Genomic DNA, 24977 nt, shown 5'->3' with positions numbered 1-24977 from the left:
GCCCATGGTGGTCGCATGACGAGTTCAGCGATAACGGTCTCCGGGCTGCGCAAGGCGTACAAGGACAAGGTGGTGCTCGACGGCATCGATCTGGACGTCCCCGCCGGGACGATCTTCTCCCTGCTCGGCCCGAACGGAGCCGGCAAGACGACAGCGATCAACATCCTGACCACCCTGATCCGCGCCGACGCCGGGTCGGTGCGGGTGGCCGGGCACGACGTCGTCACCGAGGCCAAGGCGGTCCGCGCGGCGATCGGCGTGACCGGGCAGTTCGCGGCGGTGGACGAACTGCTGACCGGGCGGGAGAACCTGCAACTGATGGTCGACCTCGGCCCGCGCAACCGCGTGCCCGGCAAGCGGGTCGTCGCGGAGTTGCTGGAACGGTTCGACCTGGTCGAGGCCGCCGACAAGCCGGTGTCGACGTACTCCGGGGGCATGCGCCGCAAGCTGGACCTGGCGATGACGCTGGTCGGCGAGCCGCGGATCATCTTCCTGGACGAGCCGACGACCGGGCTGGACCCGCGCAGCCGCCGCACCATGTGGTCGATCATCAGGGATCTGGTCGCGGGCGGCGTGACGGTCTTCCTCACCACCCAGTACCTCGACGAGGCCGACCGTCTCGCCGACCGGATCGCGGTGCTCGACCAGGGCCGGCTGGTCGCCCAGGGCACGCCGGAGGAGCTGAAGCGCCGGATCCCCGGCACGCACGTGCGGTTGCGGTTCGGCACCGTCGCCGAACTCGACGCGGCGGCGCTGGTGCTGCCCGAGGCGGTACGCGACGAGGAGGCGCTGGCGCTGCGGGTGCCCGCCGACGGCGGAACCGCGGCGCTGCGCGCCCTGCTCGACCGGCTCGACGCGCACGCGATCAACGCCGACGACCTGTCCGTGCAGACCCCCGACCTCGACGACGTCTTCCTGGCCCTGACGGGCCGTACCCCGGAGGTGGCCGCCAGATGAGCAGAAACCACTCGGTCGTCATGCTGCGCCGCAACCTGACGCACCTGCGCCGCAACCCGACCTCGGTGTTCAACGCGGTGCTGATGCCGATCATCGTCATGCTGATGTTCGTGTACATGCTCGGCGACGCGTTCTCCGTCGGCGTCGACTACGTCGACTACGCGACGCCGGGCCTGATGCTGCTGGCGGTCTGCTACGGCCTCGGCGGCACCGCGACGTCGGTGAACTCCGACATGACCAAGGGCATCATCAACCGTTTCAAGGTCATGCACGTCTCCCGGGGCGCGGTGCTGACCGGCCACGTCGTCGCCACCGTGCTGACGAACGTCCTCGCGGTCGCGGCCCTGGTCGGGGTGGCGTTCCTGCTCGGCTTCCGCCCGGCCGCCGATCCCCTGCACTGGCTCGGCGTGGCCGGCGTGGTGGTGCTGCTCAGCGTCGCCGTCAGCTGGTTCACAGTCGCGCTGGGCCTGTTCGCGAAGTCGCCGGAGTCGGCGGGCATGGCCTCCGTGCCGCTGGTCCTGCTGCCGTTCTTCAGCAGCGCGATCGTGCCCGCGGACAAGATGGGGCCGGGACTGCGGCAGTTCGCCGAGTACCAGCCGTTCACGCCGATCATCGAGACCCTGCGCGGCCTGCTCGACGGCGCGCCGTCGGCCGGCGACGTGATCCCCGCGGTCGTCTGGTGCGCCGGCATCGCTGTGGTCGGCTACCTGTGGGCGCGGTCCACGTTCACGAAGCGAGCGTGATCTCGACCAGCCGCTCCCAGCCGGTCTCCCGGCCCTGTGCGACCGCCTCGGCGAACTCCGCGTCGCCGAGGCGGTCGCGCGCCGCCGCCTCGATCCGCGGCACGTCGGGGTGGGCGCGGTCGGGCAGCCCGCGTACCGCGGTGGCGGCGCCGAGCAGCCGCGCCGCGTGGTCCGGCCGGTCCAGCCGCACCGCCAGGTCCGCGACACCGACGAGCACCTGCGCGGTCAGCGGCGCGTAGCCACCCTCGCGCGCCGCCCGGCACGCCGCCGCCCGATGGGTACGAGCCTGCTCGACGTCCTCGGCCAGGTAACCCAGCAGATCCTGGGTGCCCGCCCGGACACTCGCCAGGTCCGCCTCGTCGCCGAGCAGCGCCGACACCGACCGCAGCTGCGCGTACGCCTCGTCCGCGTCACCGTCGTGGCGGGCCAGGTACGCCCGGACCAGCGCCAGTTCGGCCAGCGCGCCCGGCCAGGCGACCCCCGCGGCGAGCCGGTGCGCCTCGGCCAGCGCGGCGGCGCTCGCCGTCTCGTCGCCGCCCAGCCGGTACAGCCAGGCCAGCCGCGCCCGCATCCGGATCACGTCCTCGACGGCGCCGACTTCGGTGACCGCCGTGACCGCCTGCTCGTAGTAGTCGCAGGCGGCGGCGACGTCACCGCGTACGGCGATCAGCTCGGCCAGCTCGCTGAGCGCGAACGAGATCCCGAAGCGTTCACCGACCGCCCGGAACTCGGCGAGCGCCTGCCGCAGGCACGCCTCCGCCTGCGCCGCCTCGACGCCGAGGATGACCCGCAGCTTGCCCAGGTGCAGCCGGGCCAGCGCGCGTACCCACGGGTCCTCGTGGTCGAGCAGCGACTCCCAGGCGGGCAGCAGCGCGTCCGGCTCCCGCAGCATGCGCTCCATCGGCACGACCAGGGCCAGCTCCGGGTGACCACCGTGGCCTTCGCCGCTCAACCGGTACGCCTTGTGGATCCACTCGGCCGCGTGCTGCGCGTCGCCCGGCCCGGAGCTGAGGAACAGCACCACGAGTCCGTACACCACGGCTCGGATGTCGTCGGGCACGTCGCCGGGCGCCTCGGTGGCCGCGATGATCAGTTCCATGCCCTCGGTCCGGTGGCCGCCGAGCCACCAGTACCAGCCGGCGCCGGCCGCGAGCCGCATCGCCTCGCGCCCCTCACCCGCGGCGAGCGCCCCCCGCACGGCTGCGGTGATGTTGTCGTGCTCGGCTTCCAGCCGGGCGAGCCAGGTGAGCTGGTCGGCGCGGCGCAGCCGCGGCTCGGCGGTCTCGGCCAGCTCGGTGAAGTACGCCAGGTGCGCGCGACGGGCGAGGTCCTCCTCCCCCACCTCGGCGAGCCGCTGCGCGGCGTACTCCTTGATCGTGCCGAGCATGCGGTAGTGCGGCGCGACGTCACCGGCGGCGACCAGCAGCGACTTGTCGGTCAGCGCGGTGAGCAGGTCGAGCACGTCGCCCGGCTCGACGGCGCCGCCGGCGCAGACCCGCTCGGCCGCGTCCAGGCTCGCCCCGCCGGAGAACACCGACAGCCGGCGCAGCACCGCGCGTTCGGCGTCGCTGAGCAGTTCCCAGCTCCAGTCGACCATCGCGCGCAGCGTCCGGTGCCGGGGCAGGGCGGTCCGGCTGCCGCCGGTGAGCAGCCGGAACCGGTCGTCGAGCCGGGTGGCGAGCTGGTCGACGGACATGGTGCGCAGCCGCGCCGCGGCCAGTTCGATCGCCAGCGGCATGCCGTCGAGCGCCCGGCAGATCCGCGCCATCGTCGTCGCGGCCCGGGCGTCGAAGGCGAGGTCCCGGCGTACCGCCGCGGCCCGGTCCCGCAGCAGGCGCACGGCGGGCGACGACTCGACCTCGGCGATCGGGGCGTCGCCGTCCGGCAGGCCCAGCGGCGCGACCGGCCACAGCGCCTCCCCGGTGATGCCGAGCGGTTCCCGGCTCGTGGCCAGGATCCGCAGCCGCCGGCACTCGCCGAGCAGCCGGTGCGCCAGCGCCGCCGCCTGGTCGACGACGTGTTCGCAGTTGTCCAGGATCAGCAGCATCTCCCGGTCCCGGATCGCCGCGACGAGCCGGTCGGCCGGTTCCGCGCTGCCCGCGTCGCCGAGCAGCGCGTCGCGCAGGCCGAGCCCGGAGATCGTCGCCTGCACCACGTCCCCGCCGGCGCTGACGGCGGCGAACTCCACCAGCCACACGCCGTCCGGCAGGTCGCCCGTCATCCGGCGCCCGGTCTCCGTGGCCAGCCTGGTCTTCCCGGAGCCGCCCGGGCCGGTGAGCGTGGTGAGCCGGTGCTCGGCCACCAGCGTGCCGACCGCGGTGAGGTCGGCGTCCCGGCCGACGAAGCTGGTCAGCTCGGCGCGCAGGTTGGTGCGGCGGGTGTCCTCCCGGCGTACCGTCTCGCCGCGCAGCAGGGCGACGTGCAGCGCCGACAGCTCCGGCGACGGGTCGGCGCCCAGCGCGTCGGCGAGCGCGTCGGCGGTGCGCTGGTAGACCAGCAGCGCCTCGGTGTCGCGGCCGGCCGCGACGAGCGCGCGCATCAGCGCCGTGGCGAGCCGCTCGCGCACGGGATGGGCGGCCACCAGGTCGGTCAGCTCCGGGATCAGGTCGGCCTCCCGGCCGAGCCCGATCTCGGCGTCGTACCGGTCCTCCGTCGCGGTCAGGCGCAGCCGTTCCAGCCGGGTGGCCGCCGCGTCGAGCGCCGGACTGTCGGGCAGGCCGATGTCGCGCAGCGCGTCGCCGCGCCACAGGCCCAGCGCCTCGCGCAGCAGCCGTACCCGCTGCGGCCCGTCGCCGTCGCGGGCCCGGCGGACGAGACGCTCGAACCGTACGGCGTCGACGGCGTCGGGCTCGACGGCGAGCCGGTAGCCGTCGGGCAGCCCGTCGACGGCGCCCGCCGGCAGCGCCTTGCGCAGCCGGGAGACCAGCCGCTGCAGCGCGTTCGCGGCGTCGGCGGGCGGCTGCTCGCCCCAGATCCAGTCGACGAGCGTCGCCTTCGGGACCACGCGGCCGGGCTGGAGCGCGAGGGCGGCCAGCAGCCCGCGCAGCCGCGCGCCCGGCACGTCGGCCGGTACGCCACCGTCCGTGGTGACCTGGAACGGCCCGAGCAACCCGATCTGCACCCGCCGATCCTGCCACGCCCGGCGACCGGGTCCGGTCCGCCGCCCCCGCCGGTCAGGTGGCCAGGCGCAGGTGGCGGCGCTGCCGCAGCCGCACCGCGGCGGCCGCCACGACCAGCAGCGTGAGTGCGACAGCGAAGGCCAGCCCGTGGGTCAGGCCGCGGTTGAGGTAGCCGCCGTCGGTGTGGTCGACGGCGTACGTGGCGAGCTCGCGGCTGAACCAGAACGGCAACGCGCGGGTGGCGCTGCCCGCCGGGTCCATCACCATCTGGAGACCGACCACTGTGAGCAGCACCAGCGTGCCCTCCAGCTCACGCGGCAGCACGGCGCTCAGCAGCAGGCCGAACGGCACCGACACGAACACGGTCAGCGCCATGATCAGGGCGATCGCGCCATACCGGACGTCGCGCTGGTCGGCCAGGACGAGCAGGAAGTACGGAGTGGAGAGGAGCACGCCGACGGTCCACAGCGCGAGCAGCCGGCCGAGCACCAGGTGCCGGCTGCCGTAGCCGGAGAGCCGCAGGCGGGGTTCGATGCCGCGCGCCGCGCTGCCCGCGAACAGCGCGGCGGTGCTGAGCGCCCAGCCCAGGCCGAGGCAGACGAAGCGGATCGACTGTCCGAGGTGGTCGCCGCGGCGGCTCAGATAGAACGCCAGCGGCATCAGCAGCAGGATGACCAGCACGGTACGGCGGCGCAGCAGCTCGCGCAGGGCGGCCTCGGCCACCACCAGGGTCCGGCTCACGCGTCACGCTCCCCGGCCAGGTCGAGCACGACGTCGACGCGGTCGAGCTGGTTGAGCAGGTGGGTGACGACCACGACGGCCTTGCCGGCGTCGCGCCAGCGCCACACCTCGTGCCAGAAGTCGAGGTAGGTGCCCCTGTCGAACCCCTGGTAGGGCTCGTCGAGGAGCAGCACGTCCGGCTCGCCGAGCCGGGCCAGCACCAGGTTGAGCTTCTGCCGCGTGCCGCCGGAGAGGTGCCGGGCCTGGATGCGTCGCGGCGGTGTCCACTCCAGCCCGGCCGCCTCCGCGCGACCGGCCCGACGGGCCGCCGTCCGGCCCAGCCCCCGGCCGGCGCCGATCAGCACGAAGTGCTCGTCCGGGCTGAGGAACTCGGCGGTGCCGCCGTCCTGCGGGCAGTAGCCGAGCGTGCCGTGCACCTCGACGGTGCCCGCCTCCGGGCTCAGCAGGCCGGCGCAGATCCGCAGGAAGGTGCTCTTGCCGGCGCCGTTGGCGCCGACCACCGCCGCGATCTGGCCCGCCCGGACGGTGAGGTCGACCCGGTCCAGGACGGTCCGCCCCCGGTAGCGCTTGGTGATGCCGCGCGCGGCGAGCCGCACCGGTCCGGGCTGGCGACGCGGCGGTCGCACGTCGGGGCCACCGAGGCTGTCGACCACCGCCCGGGCGTACGTCTCCGGCGCGCCGAAGACCCGCAGCGGCGACTCCCCGCTGTCGAGCAGGTGGGTGGCCGCCTCCGCGACGACGTGGCCGGTCAGGTCGGGCCCCACCCCGTGCCGGCGCAGCTCGCCGGTCAGGGCGGCGAGCCAGGGTTCATGGTTCACCGCTTCGGCTCCTCGCGCAGTATCGTGCCCACGCTCGACGCGAAGGCGCTCCAGTCGATCGCGGCGGCCCGCAACGCCGCGCTGCCGGCCGGGCTGATCCGGTAGTACTTCCTCGCGGGCCCGGTCCCGCCCTCCCGCCAGTGCGCGGTGAGCAGGCCGGAGCGCTGCAACCGCAGCAGCACCGGATAGAGGGTGCCGCCCTGCACGGCGCCCAGCCCGTGGGCCCGCAACGCCTGGGACAGCTCGTAGCCGTAGGACTCGCCCCGGCTCAGCAGCGCGAGCACGCAGAGGTCGAGCACCCCGCGCAGCCACTGCGCCCGCCGTTCCTGGTTCATCCCGCTCCGCACTGTCCCGATCGGACGACATCCGGCGATGACGGTAGCGCCGCTACCTAGGTAGCGCAACCATCTAGTGGGGCCTCCTCCGGCCCGGCGAGGCTGATAGGTTGCGCCCTCCGCACGGGTTCGACGGGGGAATGCGCATGTCCGACACGGGGGCCGGATCCGAGCAGGGACTGGCGGGGGACGCGGAACAGCGGGGAGAGACCGCCTGGATGCGGCCGGCCGGCGAGCCGCCCGGCGTTCCCGGGCCGCCACCACCGCCCGCCACCGGGCCGGATCACGGGTCGCCCGTTCCGGGTTACGGGCCGCCCATCGCTGGTCCGCCGTACGGTCCGGCCACGCCGGCTGCGCCGTTCGGGCCGTACCCGCCACCCGGCCCGCAGTCGTCCGGCCGCAGCCGCGGTCTGGTCGTCGCCGTCGCGGTGCTGAGCGTGCTGCTGCTGGTGGCGTGCTCGGGCCTGATCGGCGGCGCGTTCCTGCTGGGTTCCTCGCCCCGCGAGACGGCCGGGCGGGAGCCCGCCGCGCCGCCGGTGGCGCCCTGGCGGTCGTCCGGCGCGACGCCCACGCCGGGTGCGACGGCGAGCGCGGAGCCGTCGGCGCGCGGGCCGCAGCCGAGCGACTTCCCGGCGGCGCAGATCTCCGATCTCAACGACGTGTGCGACGGGGTTCTCTACTTCCCGCAGTCGCCGAGGCGCACCGGAGCGGCGCCGCACCCGGTGGCACTGCTCGTCGGCACCGACCTGGGCACGGGCAGCCGCCGCCACGACCAGGTCTACTACTACGACGAGGACCTGTCGAAGCGGGTGGAGCGGACCTGGGCGTCGGAGGACCCGAAGACCGTGCAGATGGTCGCCTGCCTGGATCGCACGAGCACCGGCGCGACGATCCGCAAGTGCCGCTACGACGACCCGAAGCCGGACACGCTGACGCTGCTGAAGGCCACCTACCGCCTGCGGGTGTACGAGGTGGCGACCGGCCGCCGACTGCTGGACAAGACCATGGGCGGGGACGACCAGCAGTGCCCGTACGTGGTCCTGTACGGCTCGGACAAGAAGATCTACGCCGAGGTCAGCCACCGATCGCTGCTCGGGGCGCTGCGCAACCTGGTGAAGCGGTAGGCGGGCGACGCCGGCCGCGGTCCACCCGGGACGATGTGGGGAAACCGGCCGCACGGCCCCTCGCGGACCGGCCGGGATGTTCGATACCATCGAACATCCTGGCGGACGTCCCGCCACCTCGACAGGAGGTCCCCGTGCGGCCCATGAACAGTCAGCCGCCGTCGGAGCAGGCCGGCTCCGGTGGCGCCGCGGACGAGAACACGCCCGCGGGCGTCGTCGGCGGCCGGATCCGGCGCTACCGCAAGGAGCGCGGGCTGACGCTGCGCGGCCTCGCCTCCCGCTCCGGGCTGTCCATCGGCTTCCTGTCCCAGGTCGAGCGGGGCATCTCCTCCATCGGGCTGACCGCGCTCGGCAGCGTCGCCAAGGCGCTCGACCGGTCGGTGGCCGACTTCTTCGACGCCGGCACCGCCGCGCCGGACAGCACCGTCTCCTCGCTTCCCCGGCACTTCACGCTGACCAGGGCGGAGACGGCCGCCACGCAGTACGTGTCCGGGCAGCAGACCTACCGCATGCTCTCCGACCGCGGGCCGGACCTGGTGCTCGAACCGATGCTCGTGCACATCGCGCCGGGCGGGCGCCGGGAGAACGCGTACGGCCACCGGGGCGAGGAGTTCGCCTACGTCATCTCCGGCGAGCTGCTCTACGAGGTCGAGGGCGTCGAGCACCGGCTGTTCCCGGGCGACAGCGTGCACCTGCGCTCGTCGGTGCCGCACCAGCTCTACAACGACACCGACGCGGTGACGACTGTGGTCTCGGTGGTCACGCCCCGCCTGTTCTGACCCGCGCCCCGGGCACCACGAATCGCCCTCCGTGTTCACGTAGGTGAACCTGGAGGGCGATTCAGCGTCCGGCGTCAGCGGCCGAGGCGTCCGTCCACGGCGGTCATCGTGTCCTGCCAGACGGCCGAGGCCGGGTCGATGACGGCGAAGTGGTCCCCCGGCTGTTCGAGGTGGCGGATCTCGTCCCCGGCGGCTGCCGCCGCGGCGGCGTAGCGCCGGTTGGCGTCGACGAGGTCGAGGCTGTCCTCCGTTCCCTGCACGAGCAGTGTGGGCACCCCTGTCGGCAGGCGGAGCATCGGGTCGCTCTCGGCGTACCGGCGTGGTGCCGTCAACGGTGAGCCGCCCAGCGCCGCGGCGACCGCGCCGTCGCCGAGGTAGCGCCGCTCGCCCTCGGTGAGGTCGAGCACCCCGGCCAGCGACACCGCGAGCGCGACACGCGGCCCGCTCGTACGCGCGGCAAGGTCCGCCGCGGCGCGCAACGCGAGCTGCCCGCCGGCCGAGTGTCCCAGCACGACGATCCGGTCCAGGTCGACCATCCGGTCGCGGGCGGGTTCCCGCAACGCGAGGAGGCCCGCCTGCACGTCCTGTGTGGTCGCGTCCCAGCCGTGCCGGTCCGGGCGCCGGTACTCCAGGTTCCAGCTCGCGTACCCGCGCCGGGCCAGGTCGACGGCGAGCGCGTCCATCAGGTCCGCGCCCCAGATGGACCGCCAGAACCCGCCGTGCAGCAGCACCGCGACCGGCGCCGGCCCGGCGTCCGGGGTGGACGGCAGCCGCAGGTCGCCCCACTGGTCCGGGTCCGGGCCGTAGGCGATCCGGGTGGCCGGCGCGCGGAGGCGGTGCACGGCGTGCCGGATCGCCCAGGTCAGGCCCCACAGTCCCCGCCCGGCCAGGTGGACCGCGCCGGGCACCGGCGGCTCGACTGTGAGGTCGTACCAGACCACGCCGGACGGCTGCGCGCCGATCAGGGCACGGGCCGCAGCCGTGGGGCCGGGGAGCACCACCACCGGCTGGTCGGCCGTGGCGAGCAGCGCGCGCATCTCGTCGGCCGAGGCGGCGGTGACGACCTCGCCTGCGACGTCGAGTTCGGCGCAGGTGGCGGCGGTCGACGACGCCAGCAGGGCCGCGTCGGCCACCAGGCCGGGGCCGACCAGGACGGTGAGCCGCACCTGACTCACCTGCGCAGCAGCGGCAGGACGGCCGAGCCGAGCAGGTCGACGCCGCGCTCGTCGGTGAGGCCGTGCGGCGTGCCGAACTCGACCCGGCGCACGCCCGCGTCGATGAGCGCCTGGGCCTGCGCGGCGACCTGCTCCGGGGTGCCGGAGAAGGCGAACCGGTCGAGCACGTCGTCCGGGATCAGCCGGCCCGCCGCCTCGTCCTCGCCCGCGTCGACCAGCTCGCCGACGCGCTTGACCAGGTCGTCGGGCATCTCGACGGTCGGGTCCAGCTCGGCCACCACCGCCAGGTACATGGCCACCTCGGTGCGGGCCTTGGCGCGGGCCGCCTCGCCGTCGGTGTCGACGACTGTGACAGCGCCGAGCACGATGCCGACGTCCGCGACGTCGCGCCCGGCCTTCTCCGCGCCGGTTCGCAGCCGTTCGCGGATCACCGGGACCATGTCCGGGTTGGCGCTGCCGCCCACCTTGATCTCGTCGGCGATCCGCCCGGCCAGCGCCGCGCCCTGCGGGCCCCACGCGCCGAGCAGCAGCGGCGGGTCGGGCCGCTGCACGTCGTAGCGCAGGGCGGTGCCGGGGGCGAGCGAGAAGACCTTTCCGGTGAAGCCGCCGCGGTCGCCGCGCAGCAGGCGGTAGACGACCTGGACGGCCTCCTCGATCGTGGTCAGCGGCCGCGGCTGCGGCAGGCCGACAGCGCCCAGCCAGGTCCCCCGGGCCAGGCCCAGGTAGGCCCGCCCGTGCGAGGCCAGGTCCAGGGCGGCGATCTGACCGGCGATCTCGTACGGCGCCATCGAGTACGGGTTCAGGCAGGCCGCGCCGAGGCGTACCCGTTCGGTCGCCTGTGCCATCTCCAGCAGCGGGAAGATCGGCGGCTGGTACATCAGGTCGCCGAAGACGGTGAGCACGTCGAAGCCGTGCGCCTCGGCGGCGCGGGCCAGCCGGGCGTAGGCGCCGGCCGGCTTGTCGCTCTGGAGGCCGAGTCCGATCTCGACGGTCATGTCAGGTCCGCCGAGTTCATCGTGCGCCGGCAGGTCCGTTCCACCTTCATGACGAGCCGCTCCTCCGGGTCGGGGCAGATGAAGTGGGAGTCCTGGGCCAGCCAGTCCCCCGGCGCCAGGTCACGCTGCTTGGCGGCGAGGAAGGGCAGCACCGAGGCGAGCGCGTACACGCAGAAGTGCTTTCCCTCGGGCAGCCGCAGGTGGGCGCTGTTCGTCAGTTCGAAGTGGTCGCCCACGGCCATGCCGCACACCGACCGGCCCTCGATCCGGTCGACTGTCACCTTCAGGTCGTAGATCTCCATGTCGCCGTCGGCGCTGTCGCTCACGGCCCCTCCCCCTCGTCGATCCGTACGATGATCTTGCCGATGGTCCGGCGTTCGGCCAGTTCGGTGAGCGCCGCGGGCGCCTCGTCCAGCGAGACGACGCGGCTGACCGGCGGCCGGACCGCGCCGGAGGCGCACATGTCGAACAGCTCCTGGTACGCGGCCTCGACGGCACTGGCCCGCCGCCACGGGTACTGCGAGCCCCAGGACAGGCCGACGAGCGTCGCGTTCGCCGCCATCAGCCGCAGCGGGTCGACAGGCGGCGGTGCGCCACCGGCGGCGCCCACCGCCACCAGGCGTCCCTCGAACGCGAGGCACTCCCAGGAGCGGGCGAACACGTCGCCGCCCACCGGGTCCACCACGACGTCCACGCCCCGCCCGCCGGTAGCCGCGAGCACGGCGGGCACGAAGTCGTCCGCCGTGTAGTCGATCGCCACCTGGGCGCCGTGGTCGCGGCAGATCGCGGTCTTGGCCGGACCGCCGGCGGTGGCCAGGACCCGCGCGCCGCGGGCGACGGCCAGCTGGATCGCGGCGATGCCCACCCCGCCGGCGCCCGCGTGCACCAGCACCGTCTGCCCGGCCGTGAGACCGGATCGTTCCAGCGCGAACCACGCGGTCTGGTAGGTGACCGGCAGCGCCGCCGCGGTGACCGGGTCGACGGTGGACGGTCGCGGCACCACCACCGCGGCGTCCACGGTCACCGCGCTGCCGAGCGCACCGCGCGGCAGCGCCGGGCAGGCGAGCACCTCCTGACCCAGCAGGTGCTCGGCCCCGGCGCCGGCGGCGACGACCCGGCCGGCCGTCTCCACGCCGGGTGTCATCGGCGGGTCCGGCCGCACCGGGTACTCGCCCCGGCAGAGCATGACGTCCAGGAAGTTCAGCCCGACCGTACGCACGGCGAGCTGCACCTCACCGGGCCCGGGCGGCGGGTCGTCGGGCAGGTCGGCGACCGACAGCACGTCCGCCGGCTCACCGGTCCGCCCGGCGACCAGCCGCCGGATCACGCCGGGCCCACCGGTTCCCGGACCAGCTCGGCGTGGTGGTGCACGATCACCCAGCGGCCGTCGATCCGGCGCACCACGTCGGTGACCCGGGTGATCTCCGGCTCGTCGTCCGGGCCGAGCTGCGCGACCAGCTCGTACCGGGCCACGCCGAAGTCGTCCCACACGTCGATGCGCTTGTCCCGCGGGGCGAGCACCGCCAGCCGGGGCCGCTGCCCGGCGGCGTCGCGCCGGGCGCGGTACTCGTCCAGTTCGGCCCGGGTCCGCAGCGGCCCGGGCAGGTGCGTCTCCCAGGTGGTCACGTCGGGGTCCAGGTGCGTGTCGAACCGCTGCTGGTCCCCGGCGAGGAACGCGTCGTACATGTCGTCGATGCCGGCGGCGATCTCCGCCGCGCCTGCCTGCGCGAACGTCATCGCGTCTCCTCCTGGTTACGGTCGTCGCGGGCGATCTGCCCGCCCTTCATCACCCACCGCACGTCCCGGAAGGCCGAAGTGTCGGCCAGCGGGTCGGCGTCCGTCGCGATCAGGTCGGCCAGCTTGCCGACCTCGACAGTGCCGAGATCGGACTCCGCGCCGAGCCACCGGATCGGGCCGAGCGTGCCGGCGTGGATGGCCCGCGCGGCGCCGATCCGCTCGGACATGTACTCCAGCTCCCGGATCGAGGCGGTGGTGCCCTCGAACTCCCAGAACGGGGGGACGTCGCTGCCGAGCAGCACCTCCACGCCCGCGGCGATGGCCATCTCGAAGCTCTCCAGGTGCCGGGGGCCGGCGCCGAGCGACCGGCACTGCATCCACTCCGGCACGCCCAACTCGTCGAAGAACTCCTTGCAGCGCGTCACCAGCAGCGTCGGCACGAGCGCCGTGCCACGCTCGGCCATCCGCGCCGCGACCTGCGGGGTGAGCTGGTAGCCGTGCTCCACGCAGTCCAGCCCCAGCTCCACGGCCGCGGCGATCACATCGGCGGGCCCGGCGTGCGCGGTCACCCGGCGGCCCCACGCGTGGGCGGTCTCGATCGCCGCCGTCATCTCGTCGGCGAAGAGCTGCGGCGTGTGGATGCTCTCGTGCTCACCGGCGATGCCGCCCGAGATCATCACCTTGATCAGGTCCGCGCCGGCCTTGATCTGGCTGCGCACGCCCTGTCGGAAGCCGACCGGGCCGTCGCACTCGAGCGTGTCGTTGCCCTCGTGGCCGTGCCCGCCGGTGCACACCAGCGCCCGTCCGGCGGTGTAGATGCGCGGACCCGGGACACGCCCGGCGTTGATCGCCCGCCGCAGCGCGAAGTCGGCGTGGTCCTTCTCCGCCACGCAGCGCACTGTGGTCACGCCGGTGTGCAGCGTGCGCCGGGCCCCGTCGGCCATGTAGTGGGCGAGGTCGTACGCGCCCATCCCCTTGACGTCGTCGCCGGCGGAGCCGGGCAGCGACAGCGAGAAGTGGGTGTGCATGTTGACCAGGCCGGGCGTCACGTACGCGCCGTCGAGGTCCACCTCGGTCAGCCGGCCGGCGGCCCGCGCCTGCTCGGCCACCTCGGCGTACGGCCCGACGGCGGTGATCCGGTCACCCCGGACCCACACCCCGGCGCCGGTCACGGGCGCCATGCCGTCCACCACGCGGGCGTCCAGCACTGTGCAGTTGCCGAGCAGCACGCTCGGCTGTTCGGGCGAATAGGCGGCACTCACGCGATCACTCCATAAACGTCTCGGGCGGCCCGCGCGGAGACGTAGCCCTCGGCCACGTCCCGTCGCACCGCCTCCGGATCCCGACTCCTCGGGTCACCGTGCCCGCCGCCACCGGCGGTCAGCAACGTCACCCGATCCCCCACCGCCACCGCGGTACGCCGTGTGCTCACCCGGTGCTCCCGGTCCGTGCCCGGGAACACGACCACCTGGTTCGGCTCCGGCTGCTCGCCGCCGTCGAGCGCCCACGGCGCGCTCTTCGTCTTCTTGATGACGGTGAGGAACTCACCGGGCGTCACGAACCGGATGTCCCGCCGCAGGCCGCAGCCGCCCCGGAACCGGCCGGCGCCACCGGAGTCGGTGCGGATCTCCAGGCGCTCGAAGAACATCCCGGTCTTCGACTCCAGCACCTCAACCGGCGTGTTGCGCGCCTGGGTCTGGCACAGGTGGTTCGCCGGTCCGATGCCGTCGTGCCGGGGCGTGCCGCCCCAGCCGACCGGGTCGTTGTTGCTGACCGCGAACATGTCGCCAGTGTCCGGGTGCCGGCCGACCATCATGAACCCGGGCACGTCGCCCCCGGAGGAGGCGGCCAGCCGGTCCGGCATGCCCTGCGCCAGCGCCTTGAGGATCAGCTCCAGCGCGACGGTGCCGGTCCACTGGGTGAACGTGGCGGCCGGATACTGCGCGTGGAACAGCGTACCGGGCTCGGCGCGTACCCGCAGGGGCGCGAAGTGCCCGGCGTTGGTCTGCTCGTGCGGCGTGGTGACGCCCTTGAACGCGACCCGGCAGGTGGCGATGGTCGCGCCCAACGGCAGGTTCACCGGCCCGGGCACCGCCGGGGACGACCCGGCGAAGTCCACTGTGAACTCGCCGTCGGCGACAGTGACGGTGACCCGCATCCGGATCGGATCGTCGCTGACCCCGTCGTCGTCGAGCCAGTCCTCGGCGGTCCAGCTGCCCTGCGGCAGCGCGGCCACCGCCTCCCCGGCGCGCTGCGCGGCGGCGTCGATCACCCGGTCGACGACCGCGTCGACCACCGCAGGACCGTAGTCGCGGTACAACTCGGTCACCCGCCGCTCACCGGTACGCAGCGCGGCGATCTGCGCGTTGAGGTCGCCGAGGACGAGTTCCGGCATCCGCGAGTTGAACCGGATCAGCTCGTGGATCTCCGGCACCGGCTCGCCCCGGGAGTACACCTTCGTGCCGGGGAAGATGATCCCCTCCTGGTGCATGTCCGTGGAGTCGAGCACGTAACCGGGATCCTTGGCGCCCAGATCCATCCAGTGCGCCCGGATGCACAGGAAACCGATCAGCTCCTCGCTGTCCGGCAGCACCACCGGCGCGAACATCGTCGCGTCGTACGTGTGCGCCGCGTTCCAGTACGGGTAGTTGAGCAGCACCACGTCGCCGCGGTGCAGGTTCTCCACGCCGACGTACTCGACGCCCTTGCGCAGCGAGTAGTCGTTGGCGCCGAGGAAGCGGGACAACCCCGTGGACTCCGCGACCAGCCGCAGCCGCCGGTCGTAGACGGAGATGCCGAAGTCGTACACCTCGTAGATCACCGGGTTGAAGGCGGTGCGCACCAGCGCGGCCCGCATCTCCTCGGCGGCCGAGACGAGATGGCTGCGGACGACCTCGACGGTCGCCCCGTCGACAGTCGGCTCACCCATCGACGTCCACTCCGTAGACGTCCCGGGCCGCCTCCGGGGAGACGTAGCCCTCGGCCACGTCGCGCCGGACCGCCTCGGGGTCGCGGCCGCGCGGGTCGCCGTGCCCGCCGCCACCGGCGGTCAGAAGGGTGACCCGGTCGCCCACAGCGACCGTCGTGCGCTTGGTGCTCACCCGGTGCTCGCGGTCGGTGCCCGGGAACACCACGATCTGGTTCGGCTCCGGCTGCAAGCCGCCGTCGAGCGCCCACGGCGCGCTCTTCGTCTTCTTGATGACGGTGAGGAACTCACCGGGCGTCACGAACCGGATGTCCCGCCGCAGGCCGCAACCACCACGGAACCGGCCGGCGCCACCGGAGTCCTCGCGGATCTCCCAGCGCTCGAAGAACATCCCGGTCTTGGCCTCCATGACCTCGATCGGGGTGCCCCGGCCGGTGCTGCCGGAGACGTGGGTGGCGGCGTCCATCCCGTCGTGCTGCGCGGTGCCGCCCCAGCCCACCAGGTCGTTGTTGCTGACCGCGAACATCTTCCCGGTGTCCGGGTGCAGGCCGACCATCATGAAGCCGGGCACGTCGCCGCCGGAGGAGGCGGGCAGCCGGTCCGGCATGCCCTGGGCCAGCGCCTTGAGGATCAGCTCCACCGCGACGATGCCGGTCCAGAGCGTGAACGTGGGCTGCGGGTAGACGGCGTGGAACAGGGTGCCCGGCTCGGCCCGCACCTCCAGCGGCGCCACGGTGCCGGCGTTCGACGGCTCGTCCCGGGAGGTGAGCGACTTCAGCACGACCTTGCAGATCGCCTCGGTCGCGCCGAACGGCATGTTGATCGGGCCGCGGGTCGCGGGCGCCGAACCGGCGAAGTCGACGACGAAGCGCCCGTCGGCGATGGTGACGGTGACGCGCATCTTCACCGGGTCGTCGCTGATGCCGTCGTCGTCCACCCAGTCCTCGGCGGTCCAGGTGCCCTGCGGCAGCGTGGCCAGCGCCGCGCGGGCGCGGGCCTCACCGTCGGCGATGATCCGGTCGATCGCCTGGTTCACGGTGTCCCGGCCGAACTTCTCGATGATCTCCAGCATCCGCCGCTCGCCGGTGCGCAGCGCGGCGATCTGCGCGTGCAGGTCACCCAGCACCGCGTCCGGCATCCGCGAGTTGAACCGGATCAGCTCGTGGATCTCGCGCACCGGCTCGCCCCGGGACACGACCTTGGTGCCCGGGAAGATGAGCCCCTCCTGGTGCATGTCGGTCGAGTCGAGCACGTAGCCCGGGTCCTTGGCGCCCAGGTCCATCCAGTGCGCGCGGACGCAGAGGAAGCCGACCAGGTCGCCGTCCGCGTCCGGGTCCGCCTCGTCCGGCCGGAACACCGGCGCGAACAGCGTCGCGTCGAACGCGTGCGCCGCGTTCCAGTACGGGTAGTTGAGCAGCACCACGTCACCGCGGTGCAGGTTCTCCCGGCCCACGTACTCCACGCCCTTGCGCAGCGAGAAGTCGTTCGCGCCGAGGAAGAACGTCAGCCCGGTGGCCTCGGCGACCAGCCGCAGGTCGGCGTCGTACATCGACAGGCCGAAGTCGTGCACCTCGTAGATGACCGGGTTGAAGGAGGTACGGATGAGGGTGGCCCGCATCTCCTCCGCGGCCGACAGCAGATAGCTGCGGACGACCTCGACCTGGGCTCCGTCCAGCGTGGTCATGCGGCTTCCTCCAGGGTGACGAGCAGGTATCCGTGGTCGTCGACGGTGACCCGCTGGCCGCTGGGCACCACTGTGGTGGAGGTGCCCTCGTCGATCAGCGCCGGTCCGTCGAAGGTGTCGCCCGGCTCCAGGCGGGCCCGGTCGTAGACCGCGAACGGCACCACCGCCTGCTGCCCGAAGTCGTAGGCGTCACGGTGTGCCAGCAGCGCCTGCGACGGGTCGCCGTCGCCGCGCGGCAGGGTCTCCAGCTCCGGCCGGTCGGTGCGCCCGATGCCGCGTACCCGCAGGTTGAGGATCTGGAGCGGGTTGCCCATGGTGTGGCCGTACCGGGTGCGGTGCGTCTCGTCGAACGCGGCGCGGATCGCGTCGCGGTCCAGCTCACGCCCGACGGTGACCATCAGGCTGTGCTCCTGGCCGAGGTAGCGCAGCTCGAACTGCCGCTCCAGCACCGCCTCGCCGGCCGGCACGCCCTGCGCCACGAGCGACGCGACGGCCTCGGCCTCGACGGCCTTGAACAGCTGCTCCAGCTCCGACAGGTCGGCGTCGTCGAGCGTGGCCATCACGGTACGGCTGAAGTCGTTGACGATGTCGGCCGAGAGCATGCCCCAGGCGGAGAAGCCGGACGGCGCGAACGGCACGACCACCTCGCCGATGCCCATCTCCCGGGCCAGCAGCGGTGCCAGCAGCGGGCCGGCGCCACCGAACGCGAGCAGCGCGAACTGCCGGGGGTCGTGCCCCCGCTCGACGGTGATCTGCCGGACCGCGCCCACGGTGCGGGCCAGCAGCACGTCGAACACTCCCGCCGCCGCGTTCTCCACGCTCAGGCCGAGCGGATCGGCGAGCTGCTCCTGGATCGCGGCGCGCGCCTCGGCGTCGCGCAGCCCCATGGTGCCGGCGAGGAACCGGTCCGGGTCCATGTAGCCGAGCACCACCGCCGCGTCGGTGACAGTCGGCTTGGTGCCGCCACGGCCGTAGCAGACCGGGCCGGGGTCGGCGCCGGCGCTCTGCGGGCCGACCTTGAGCAGGCCGTGGTCGAGCCAGGCGATCGAGCCGCCGCCGGCGCCGATGGTACGGATGTCGTACGTCGGGATGAGCAGCGGGAAATGCTCCAGCTGGGCCTCGTACGCGGCGACCGGGTTGCCGCGCTCGATCACGCAGGCGTCCAGCGAGGTGCCGCCGATGTCGAACGTGAGCACGTTGTCGCGGCCCAGCTCGGAGGCGACGTAGGCGGCACCGACGATGCCGCCGGCCGGGCCGGACAGCACCGTGTGCGTGGGGGCGGTCTTGGCGACCGCGCTGGTCATCGAACCGCCGCCGGAGCGCATGATCAGGAAGCGCCCGGAGAAGCCGCGCTCGGCCAGGCCGGCCTCCAGCTCGTCCACGTACCGCTCGAAGATCGGCCGGATGTACGCCTCCAGCACCGTGGTGCTGGTGCGCTCGTACTCCCGGTACTCGCGCACGATGTCGGTCGACAGCGACAGGCTGACCTCGGGGAACTCCTCGTGGATCAGGCGCGCGGCCTCCCGCTCGTGGCTCGGGTCGAGGAACGAGTGCAGGAAGCAGATGGCGATCGAGGTGACCTGCTGGTCCACCACGAGCGTGCGGGCGGCCTCCCGGACGCTGTCCGGGTCCAGCGGCTCCACCACGCGGCCCCGGTAGTCCAGCCGGCCCCGCACACCGGCGGTGAAGCGGCGCTGCACCAGGCTCTCCGGCCGCTGGTACTGGAAGTCGTACATGTGGTCGGACGGCACGTTGCCGCGGCCGATGAGGAAGACGTCCCGGAAGCCCTCGTTGGTGATGATGCCGGTACGGCCACCACGGCGTTCCAGCACCGCGTTGAGGCCGAGGGTGGTGCCGTGGATGAACAGCTCCACCTCGGACAGGTCGGTGCCGAGCGCGGTGATCGCGTTGAGGACACCGTCCGCGGGCCGGGCCGGGGTCGTGGCCGCCTTGCGGAACCGGACCCGGTTGGTGCGAGTGTCCAGTTCCATGGCGTCCACGAAGGTCCCGCCGATGTCGACGGCGAGCCGGATGGGGCGACGGGTCATGGCGTGACAGCCTGCCTTCCGATGAGGGCGGGAAGCTCGGGAACGCGCCAGCAGGCGGCCCGGCTCTCGCCGTACGACTGAAGCTCCTGCTGCTCCGCTCGGCACCGGTCGGTGACGAACGGGCACCGGGCGGCCAGTGGGCACCCGGTCGCGGCGTCGGCTTCCTCCAGGTCCTTGACCAGCTCGACGGCCTCGCCGTCGGACCCGGCCGTCCCGCCGAGGCGGGGGGCGCTGCCCAGCAGCGCGCGGGTGTACGGGTGCCGGGGCGTGTCGAAGACGACGTCCACCGGTCCCTCCTCGACGACCCGGCCGAGGTAGAGCACCACGACGCGGTCGGCGAACCCGCGCACCGTGGCCAGGTCGTGGGAGATGAACACCGAGGCGCGTTCCGCGTCGGCGGCCACGTCGGCGATCACGTCGAGGATCTGCGCCTGGACGGTGACGTCCAGCGCCGAGGTCGGCTCGTCGAAGACGATCAGGTCCGGCTCGCCGACCAGCGCGCGGGCGATGCCGATGCGTTGCGCCTGACCGCCGGACAGCTCGTGCGGGTAGCGCTGGAGGATCGACCGGTCCAGCTCCATCCGGTCCAGCACGGCGGTGACGCGCTCCTCCCGCTGCGCCGGGGACAGGCCGGCGGCGCGCAGCGGCTCGGCGATGGAGTCGCCGACGGGACGGCGCGGGCTGAGCGAGCCGATCGGGTCCTGGAACACGAGCTGGGCCCGGGTCCGTGCCCGGCGCAGTGCCCGACCCCGCGGACGGGGGCGGCCCGGCTGCTTGACCAGTGCCTGCCCGGCGACCGTGACGGTGCCGGACGTGGGCGCGACCAGGCCCATCACGAGCTTGGCGAGGGTGCTCTTGCCGCAACCGCTCTCGCCCACCACACCGAGCGTCTCGCCCGGCCCGAGCCGCAGCGTGACGCCGCGCAGCGCGTGGTGCCCGCCGGAACCGAACCGGCTGCGGTAGACGACGTGCGCATCCTCGATCTCCAGCACGGCGGGCTTCGCGTCCGCGCCGGCCGAGACCGCGCCGGACGCTGCCGGCGTGTGCGACGCCTGCGGAACGTCGGCGTCCAGCGGCCGGGTCTGCGGGTGGAAGCAGGCGAGCGACCACTCGCCGCCACCGGGTACCGGCACTGTGGCCGGGCGCCGGGACGAGCAGGTGCCGTCGGCGTGCGCGCACCGGGCGACGAACGGGCAGTTGTGCGGCTCCTGCGTCAGCAGCGGCATGGCGCCGGGAGTGGCGACGACCGGCCGGCCGCCGACGTCCGGCACCGAACGCAGCAGCGCCCGGGTGTACGGGTGCGCGGGCTCCCGCAGCACCTGCGCGGCCGGTCCGCTCTCCACCACGGTGCCGGCGTAGAGCACCACCACCCGGTCGCAGACCTCCGCGATGGAGGCCAGGTCGTGCGAGATCAGCAGGACGCCCCGGCCGTCGGTGTCGGCGGCGTGCCGGAACTGACGCAGGATCTCCCGGGTCAGGGTCACGTCCAGGCCGGTGGTCGGCTCGTCGGCGATCAGCAGCTCCGGCGCGCAGCCGGTGGCCAGCGAGATCATCACCCGCTGGGCCATGCCGCCGGACAGCTCGTGGGCGTACGCGTCGAGCCGCCGCTGCGGGCTGCGGATGCCGACCGCCTCGAACAGCTCGCGCGCCGCCTCCCGGGCCCGGTCGCCGGACATCTCCTGGTGGGTGGCGAGCCGGTCGACGAGCTGCTTGCCGATGGTGCGGGTGGGGCTGAGCGCGCCGCGCGGGTTCTGGAAGCAGATCGCCACCCCGCGCCCGCGGTGGGCGGCGAGCGCGGTGTCGTCCATCCGCAGCACGTCCGAGTCGCCGAACAGCACCCGGCCGGTGGCGTGCGAGCCGCCGGGCAGCAGCCCGACGACGGCGCGGGCCACCATGCTCTTGCCGCCGCCGCTCTCGCCGACCAGGCCGACGACCTCGCCGGGCCGGACGGCGAAACTGACGCCGCTGAGCGCGGCGACCTGCCGGCCGGGCCGGCGGATCGTCACGGAGAGGTTCTCGATCGACAGCATGGTCACCGCCGCTTCGCGTTCGCGCGGTCCTGCAGGCCTTCGCCGAGCAGGCTGAACCCCAGGACGCAGACGAACAGGGCCAGGCCGGGCGGGACCGAGGTCCACCACCGGCCGCCGACCACGTCCGCGGCACCCAGGCTGATCATGGCGCCCCACTCCGCCTCGGGGATGCTCACGCCCAGGCCGAGGAAGGAGAGCCCGGCCAAAGTGAGCATGGCCCAGCCGCAGTTCAGCGGCGCGATCACCCGGACCGGGGTGAGGCTGTTGGGGAGCAGGTGCCGCCAGAGCACGCCGATCGGTGACGCCCCGGAGGTGATGGCGGCGTCCACGAACGGCAGTTCCCGCAGCGACCGCACCTCGGCGCGGACCAGCCGGGCGTACGCCGGCGCGTTCACCGCCGCGATCGTGATGATCAGGTTGATCGTGCCGTTGCCGAGAAGCGCGGCCACCGCGAGCGCCAGGATGAACGTGGGGAACGACTGGAAGATGTCGACCACCCGCATCAGCACGTCGTCGAGCCAGCCGCCGAAGTAGCCGGCGACCAGGCCGAGCAGCGTGCCGACGACCACCGCGAGCGCCACGGCGGCCAGCGCGATGCCCAGGTCGAGCCGGGCGGCGTAGAGCACCCGGCTCCAGATGTCCATGCCGTTGCCGTCGGTGCCGAGCAGGTGGCTGCCGCCCGGCGCGACGAGCGTGTTCGCCGCGTCGATCTCGGTCTCGCCCCACTGGCTCAGCAGCGGCGCGAACACCGCCAGCAGCGCGACCACCGACAGGATGCTCGCCCCGGCGATGATCATGCGGCGGGCGAATCGGTTGTCCCGGTCGCCGCCGGGCACGACCACCGGCGCGGCGGCGGGACCGTCGGGGACGGTTCGCAGCTCGGCCATCAGAGCCTCACTCTCGGGTCGAGGATCGCGTGGACCACGTCGGCGATGAGGAACACCAGCACGTAGCACAGCGCGATGACCAGCACCGACGCCTGCACCACCGGGTAGTCCCGGTAGAGCAGGCCGCGCAGGGCCCACTGGCCGAAGCCCTGCCACGAGTACACGTACTCAACGAGCACGGTGGAGCCGATCGCCGTACCGAAGACCAGCGCGGCGAGCGACGGCAGCCGGACCAGCGTCGCCCGCAGCAGGTAGCCGTAGTGCAGCGTGCGGTCGCGCAGCCCGTGCGCCTTCGCCGCGGCGTACGACTCCGAGTGCAGCACCTCCAGCGCGGAGGCCCGGACGCTGCGCAGCAGCGGGGCGACCACGCCGACCACGAGGGTCAGCACCGGCAGCACCAGGTACGCCGCGGCCGAGGCGATCGCCGGCCCGTTGGCGGTGAGGACGGCGTCGACGAGGTCGGCGCCGGTGAGGGGGGTCAGGCCGGTGTCCGGGTCGACGCGGCCGTTGGGGGCCGGGAACCAGCCGAGGATGCTGTAGCCGACGAGCACCAGCACCAGGCCGAGCCAGAACTCCGGTACGGAGTTGCCGACCAGCGCGAAGATCCGGACGCTGTGGTCGCCGGCCCGGTTGGCCCGCTTGGCCGACCAGATGCCCAGCACCGTCGCCACCACGAGCGCGATGCTCACCGAGATGACGACGAGTTCCAGGGTCGGACCCACCCGCAGCGCCATCTCCGAGCCCACGGAGCTGCCGCTCTGGATCGACGTCCCGAAGTCACCGGTCAGCAGCCCGCCGAGGTAGTCGAGGAACTGCTGCCACAGGGACTGGTCCAGCCCGAAGCGGGCACGGGCCGCGGCGGCGTCCTCCTCTGTGGCGTTCTGCCCGAGGATGCTGCGGACCGGGTCGCCCGGCAGCACTCGGACCAGGAGGAAGGCCAGGACGACCACTCCGAGCAGAACGGGGATCAGCTGGAGTAGTCGCCTGACGACGAACCGGAGGATACGCATGGGTGGGTGACGTCCCTAGGCCGAAGCGCTCAGGTAGCGCAGGCGGGCGAGGCCGTCCATCGGCTGCACCCAGCCGGCGACGGACTCCCGGACGGGCAGGTTGAAGTTGGGCTGGCAGATGACCACCCACGGCACGTCGGCGGCGAGGATCTCCTGGACCCGCTTCCACAGCGCGTTGCGGGCGGCCGTGTCGACAGTGGTGTGCGACTTCTCGTAGATCTGCTCGATCTCCGGGTTGCTGTAGTTCGAGTAGTTGAGGTTGGCGCCCTTGACGAAGCTCGTCGCCAGCATGTACTCGACGTCGTCCACCCAGAGCTGCCCGGAGGTGATCTGGAGCGGGATGTTCTTCTTCGTCCGCCGCTCGCCCAGGGTGGCCGGGTCCAGCGGGGTCAGCTTGAGCCGGATGCCCGCCTTCGCCGCCTCGCCCTGCACCTGGACGGCGATCTTCTGCTGCTCCTCGTTGTCGGCCTCGAAGACCAGCTCGGAGTCGAGCGACGCCCGGCCGGCGGCGGCCATGGCGGCCTTCGCCTTCTCCAGGTCGTAGGTGAACGGGTAGCCGCTCTCGTCGTAGCCGGGCATGTCCAGCGGGACCGGGCTCTTGGCCGCGCGGGCGTCGCCGCCGTACACGTTGTTGATGATCTGCTCGTAGGGCACCGCGTACGCGAGCGCCTTGCGGATGTTCACGTCGTTGAACGGCGCGGCGGTCACCGACATCTGGATGGCGACCTGGCGGTTGCTGGCCGCCGAGATGACCTTGATGCCGGCCGCCTTCTTGAGGTCCTGGATGTCGCGCTGGCTGATGCCCAGGGCGATGTCGATGTCACCGGCCTGGAGCTGGAGCCGCTGGTTGGAGGCGGCCGGCACCACGGAGATCCGGATGGTCGGCGTCTTGGCCGGGTCCGGGCCCGGGTAGCCGGTGTTCGCGCTGAGCTCGATCTCCTGGCCCTGGGTGGCCTTGGCGACGTTGAAGTAGCCGCCGGTCGGCGGGTTCTTCGCGAACCACTCCTTGGCCCAGGGGTCGCTGCCGCTGGCGTGCTTCTTGGCCTCGACGGAGTCGAAGACGTACAGCGAGATCGCCTGGATCTGCCGGGTCAGCGCGCTCGGGAACGCCTGGTGGAACTCCACCGTGTAGTCGTCGACGACCTTGACCTGGTCCGCGCTGGTCAGGCCGATGGTGCGGTAGACGCCGGCCACGTTGGCCTGGGCGGCGAACGCGCGGTCCTTCGACCACTTCACGTCGGCGGCCTTCATCTCGTTGCCGCTGGCGAACTTGACGCCGCGACGCAGCTTGAGCGTCCACACCTTCTGCTCGGCGTCCGGCTCGAACGACTCGGCGAACGTCGGGGTGATGTTCTGGGTGTCGAGGATCTGGCTGCCGCCGGTGTTGGTGACCCCGTAGTCGATCAGGTACGGGAAGACGTTCTTGTAGAGCATCAGCGCGGTCAGGTCGAAACCGACGAAGTCCTGGTCCCAGCTCGACAGATAGCTGGAGACGGCGATGCGCAGCGTCTTGGCGGAGGCGCCGCCGGACTTGCCGTCCGTGGACTTGCTGCCGCTGTCCGCGGCGCAGGCGCCGGTGGCGAACAGGAGCGCGACGCTGCCACCCAACTGCAGGACGCCGCGGCGGGAGAGCGCGGGCGAGGAGGCGCCCGGACGGGGTGAACGAGCCATGAGAAGCCCTCCTAGAAGCACGAGGCGAATGGCCCGAGCTGCGGACCTACCTGGTGTTCTACCGGATTAGGCACGAGTGAACAATAGGGTGAACGGTGTTCACTGAACACGCCCGCGTTGTCAAATTAGAGCGCTCCCGAAGTGCGGGATGACCCCGGTGTCAGCGTTCACATGAGTTCACCAAAACGTTACGCACGA

21 protein-coding genes are annotated in these 24977 nt (G+C 73.1%); 4 read left to right on the top strand and 17 right to left on the bottom strand.

Annotation, left to right across the window (positions count from 1 at the left end; translation table 11 throughout):
• Positions 1–15: 15 nt before the first annotated feature.
• Both ML5_RS10500 and ML5_RS10495 read left to right on the top strand, forming a co-directional pair.
• Positions 16–957, top strand: a complete 942-nt coding sequence (locus ML5_RS10500; RefSeq protein WP_013285168.1) for a daunorubicin resistance protein DrrA family ABC transporter ATP-binding protein — start codon at positions 16–18, stop codon at positions 955–957.
• The gene (locus tag ML5_RS10495) at positions 954–1700 is read left to right on the top strand and encodes an ABC transporter permease (RefSeq protein ID WP_013285167.1); all 747 of its coding nucleotides are present in this window, start codon (positions 954–956) and stop codon (positions 1698–1700) included. Before ML5_RS10500 ends, ML5_RS10495 begins: the two co-directional genes overlap by 4 nt.
• On the opposite strand, the gene ML5_RS10490 is transcribed toward ML5_RS10495, so the two are convergent.
• The 4 genes from ML5_RS10490 to ML5_RS10475 are packed head-to-tail and all read right to left on the bottom strand — an operon-like array spanning position 1684 to position 6713.
• Positions 1684–4821 carry a BTAD domain-containing putative transcriptional regulator gene (locus ML5_RS10490; protein ID WP_013474657.1) on the bottom strand — a complete coding sequence of 1046 codons (3138 nt, stop codon included), beginning with the start codon at positions 4819–4821 and terminating at the stop codon, positions 1684–1686. The two genes, ML5_RS10495 and ML5_RS10490, sit on opposite strands and share 17 nt — an antisense overlap.
• Before the next feature lie 52 nt (positions 4822–4873).
• A complete protein-coding gene (locus ML5_RS10485; RefSeq protein WP_013474656.1) occupies positions 4874–5560 on the bottom strand; it encodes a hypothetical protein in 687 nt (228 codons plus the stop codon).
• Complete coding sequence (locus ML5_RS10480) at positions 5557–6378, bottom strand: ATP-binding cassette domain-containing protein (RefSeq protein ID WP_013285164.1); 822 nt, start codon at positions 6376–6378, stop codon at positions 5557–5559. Before ML5_RS10480 ends, ML5_RS10485 begins: the two co-directional genes overlap by 4 nt.
• Positions 6375–6713 (bottom strand): PadR family transcriptional regulator, encoded by a 339-nt coding sequence (locus ML5_RS10475; protein WP_013285163.1) that lies wholly within the window; start codon positions 6711–6713, stop codon positions 6375–6377. Before ML5_RS10475 ends, ML5_RS10480 begins: the two co-directional genes overlap by 4 nt.
• Positions 6714–6859: 146 nt before the next feature.
• Here ML5_RS10475 and ML5_RS10470 point away from each other — a divergent pair, with 146 nt between their 5' ends.
• Both ML5_RS10470 and ML5_RS10465 read left to right on the top strand, forming a co-directional pair.
• A complete protein-coding gene (locus tag ML5_RS10470) occupies positions 6860–7837 on the top strand; it encodes a hypothetical protein (protein WP_013474655.1) in 978 nt (325 codons plus the stop codon).
• A gap of 143 nt (positions 7838–7980) precedes the next feature.
• Complete coding sequence (locus tag ML5_RS10465; protein WP_221488115.1) at positions 7981–8616, top strand: helix-turn-helix domain-containing protein; 636 nt, start codon at positions 7981–7983, stop codon at positions 8614–8616.
• Between the two features lie 74 nt (positions 8617–8690).
• Here the strand turns inward: ML5_RS10465 and ML5_RS10460 are convergent, their stop codons facing one another.
• Genes ML5_RS10460 through ML5_RS10400 form a run of 13 tightly spaced genes read right to left on the bottom strand, consistent with a single transcriptional unit; the run spans position 8691 to position 24779 of the window.
• The gene (locus ML5_RS10460; protein ID WP_236619396.1) at positions 8691–9782 is read right to left on the bottom strand and encodes an alpha/beta hydrolase; all 1092 of its coding nucleotides are present in this window, start codon (positions 9780–9782) and stop codon (positions 8691–8693) included.
• A gap of 5 nt (positions 9783–9787) precedes the next feature.
• A complete protein-coding gene (locus ML5_RS10455; protein ID WP_013474653.1) occupies positions 9788–10786 on the bottom strand; it encodes an LLM class flavin-dependent oxidoreductase in 999 nt (332 codons plus the stop codon).
• Positions 10783–11112, bottom strand: a complete 330-nt coding sequence (locus ML5_RS10450; RefSeq protein WP_013285158.1) for a TIGR04076 family protein — start codon at positions 11110–11112, stop codon at positions 10783–10785. The genes ML5_RS10455 and ML5_RS10450 overlap by 4 nt, the downstream gene beginning before the upstream one ends.
• Positions 11109–12113: a zinc-binding dehydrogenase gene (locus tag ML5_RS10445; protein ID WP_013474652.1), complete on the bottom strand. Its 1005-nt coding sequence runs from the start codon at positions 12111–12113 to the stop codon at positions 11109–11111. The genes ML5_RS10450 and ML5_RS10445 overlap by 4 nt, the downstream gene beginning before the upstream one ends.
• Positions 12110–12523, bottom strand: coding sequence for a nuclear transport factor 2 family protein (locus ML5_RS10440; RefSeq protein ID WP_013474651.1), 414 nt, complete (start codon positions 12521–12523; stop codon positions 12110–12112). Before ML5_RS10440 ends, ML5_RS10445 begins: the two co-directional genes overlap by 4 nt.
• Entirely contained in the window at positions 12520–13785 is a 1266-nt protein-coding gene (locus tag ML5_RS10435) for an amidohydrolase family protein (RefSeq protein WP_013474650.1), read from the bottom strand. Before ML5_RS10435 ends, ML5_RS10440 begins: the two co-directional genes overlap by 4 nt.
• Positions 13782–15452 carry a hydantoinase B/oxoprolinase family protein gene (locus tag ML5_RS10430; RefSeq protein WP_013474649.1) on the bottom strand — a complete coding sequence of 557 codons (1671 nt, stop codon included), beginning with the start codon at positions 15450–15452 and terminating at the stop codon, positions 13782–13784. The genes ML5_RS10435 and ML5_RS10430 overlap by 4 nt, the downstream gene beginning before the upstream one ends.
• The gene (locus ML5_RS10425; protein WP_013474648.1) at positions 15445–17133 is read right to left on the bottom strand and encodes a hydantoinase B/oxoprolinase family protein; all 1689 of its coding nucleotides are present in this window, start codon (positions 17131–17133) and stop codon (positions 15445–15447) included. Before ML5_RS10425 ends, ML5_RS10430 begins: the two co-directional genes overlap by 8 nt.
• The gene (locus tag ML5_RS10420) at positions 17130–19181 is read right to left on the bottom strand and encodes a hydantoinase/oxoprolinase family protein (protein ID WP_013285152.1); all 2052 of its coding nucleotides are present in this window, start codon (positions 19179–19181) and stop codon (positions 17130–17132) included. The genes ML5_RS10425 and ML5_RS10420 overlap by 4 nt, the downstream gene beginning before the upstream one ends.
• Entirely contained in the window at positions 19178–21211 is a 2034-nt protein-coding gene (locus ML5_RS10415) for an ABC transporter ATP-binding protein (RefSeq protein ID WP_013474647.1), read from the bottom strand. The genes ML5_RS10420 and ML5_RS10415 overlap by 4 nt, the downstream gene beginning before the upstream one ends.
• A gap of 2 nt (positions 21212–21213) precedes the next feature.
• Positions 21214–22098 carry an ABC transporter permease gene (locus ML5_RS10410; RefSeq protein ID WP_013474646.1) on the bottom strand — a complete coding sequence of 295 codons (885 nt, stop codon included), beginning with the start codon at positions 22096–22098 and terminating at the stop codon, positions 21214–21216.
• Positions 22098–23108, bottom strand: coding sequence for an ABC transporter permease (locus ML5_RS10405; protein WP_013474645.1), 1011 nt, complete (start codon positions 23106–23108; stop codon positions 22098–22100). Before ML5_RS10405 ends, ML5_RS10410 begins: the two co-directional genes overlap by 1 nt.
• 15 nt (positions 23109–23123) lie before the next feature.
• The gene (locus ML5_RS10400; protein ID WP_013285148.1) at positions 23124–24779 is read right to left on the bottom strand and encodes an ABC transporter substrate-binding protein; all 1656 of its coding nucleotides are present in this window, start codon (positions 24777–24779) and stop codon (positions 23124–23126) included.
• Positions 24780–24977 lie beyond the last annotated feature (198 nt).

Source organism: Micromonospora sp. L5 (assembly GCF_000177655.2).
Lineage (GTDB): Bacteria > Actinomycetota > Actinomycetes > Mycobacteriales > Micromonosporaceae > Micromonospora > Micromonospora aurantiaca.
Note: the sequence above shows the minus strand (reverse complement) of the source record. Positions and strands in the feature narration are given on the sequence as shown.

Coding starts and splice junctions, on each gene's coding strand:
- ML5_RS10500 (WP_013285168.1), top strand. CDS start 16: ATGACGAGTTCAGCGATAACGGTCTCCGGGCTGCGCAAGGCGTACAAG.
- ML5_RS10495 (WP_013285167.1), top strand. CDS start 954: ATGAGCAGAAACCACTCGGTCGTCATGCTGCGCCGCAACCTGACGCAC.
- ML5_RS10475 (WP_013285163.1), bottom strand. CDS start 6,713: ATGAACCAGGAACGGCGGGCGCAGTGGCTGCGCGGGGTGCTCGACCTC.
- ML5_RS10470 (WP_013474655.1), top strand. CDS start 6,860: ATGTCCGACACGGGGGCCGGATCCGAGCAGGGACTGGCGGGGGACGCG.
- ML5_RS10465 (WP_221488115.1), top strand. CDS start 7,981: ATGAACAGTCAGCCGCCGTCGGAGCAGGCCGGCTCCGGTGGCGCCGCG.
- ML5_RS10455 (WP_013474653.1), bottom strand. CDS start 10,786: ATGACCGTCGAGATCGGACTCGGCCTCCAGAGCGACAAGCCGGCCGGC.
- ML5_RS10440 (WP_013474651.1), bottom strand. CDS start 12,523: ATGACGTTCGCGCAGGCAGGCGCGGCGGAGATCGCCGCCGGCATCGAC.
- ML5_RS10430 (WP_013474649.1), bottom strand. CDS start 15,452: ATGGGTGAGCCGACTGTCGACGGGGCGACCGTCGAGGTCGTCCGCAGC.
- ML5_RS10425 (WP_013474648.1), bottom strand. CDS start 17,133: ATGACCACGCTGGACGGAGCCCAGGTCGAGGTCGTCCGCAGCTATCTG.
- ML5_RS10420 (WP_013285152.1), bottom strand. CDS start 19,181: ATGACCCGTCGCCCCATCCGGCTCGCCGTCGACATCGGCGGGACCTTC.
- ML5_RS10415 (WP_013474647.1), bottom strand. CDS start 21,211: ATGCTGTCGATCGAGAACCTCTCCGTGACGATCCGCCGGCCCGGCCGG.
- ML5_RS10410 (WP_013474646.1), bottom strand. CDS start 22,098: ATGGCCGAGCTGCGAACCGTCCCCGACGGTCCCGCCGCCGCGCCGGTG.
- ML5_RS10405 (WP_013474645.1), bottom strand. CDS start 23,108: ATGCGTATCCTCCGGTTCGTCGTCAGGCGACTACTCCAGCTGATCCCC.
- ML5_RS10400 (WP_013285148.1), bottom strand. CDS start 24,779: ATGGCTCGTTCACCCCGTCCGGGCGCCTCCTCGCCCGCGCTCTCCCGC.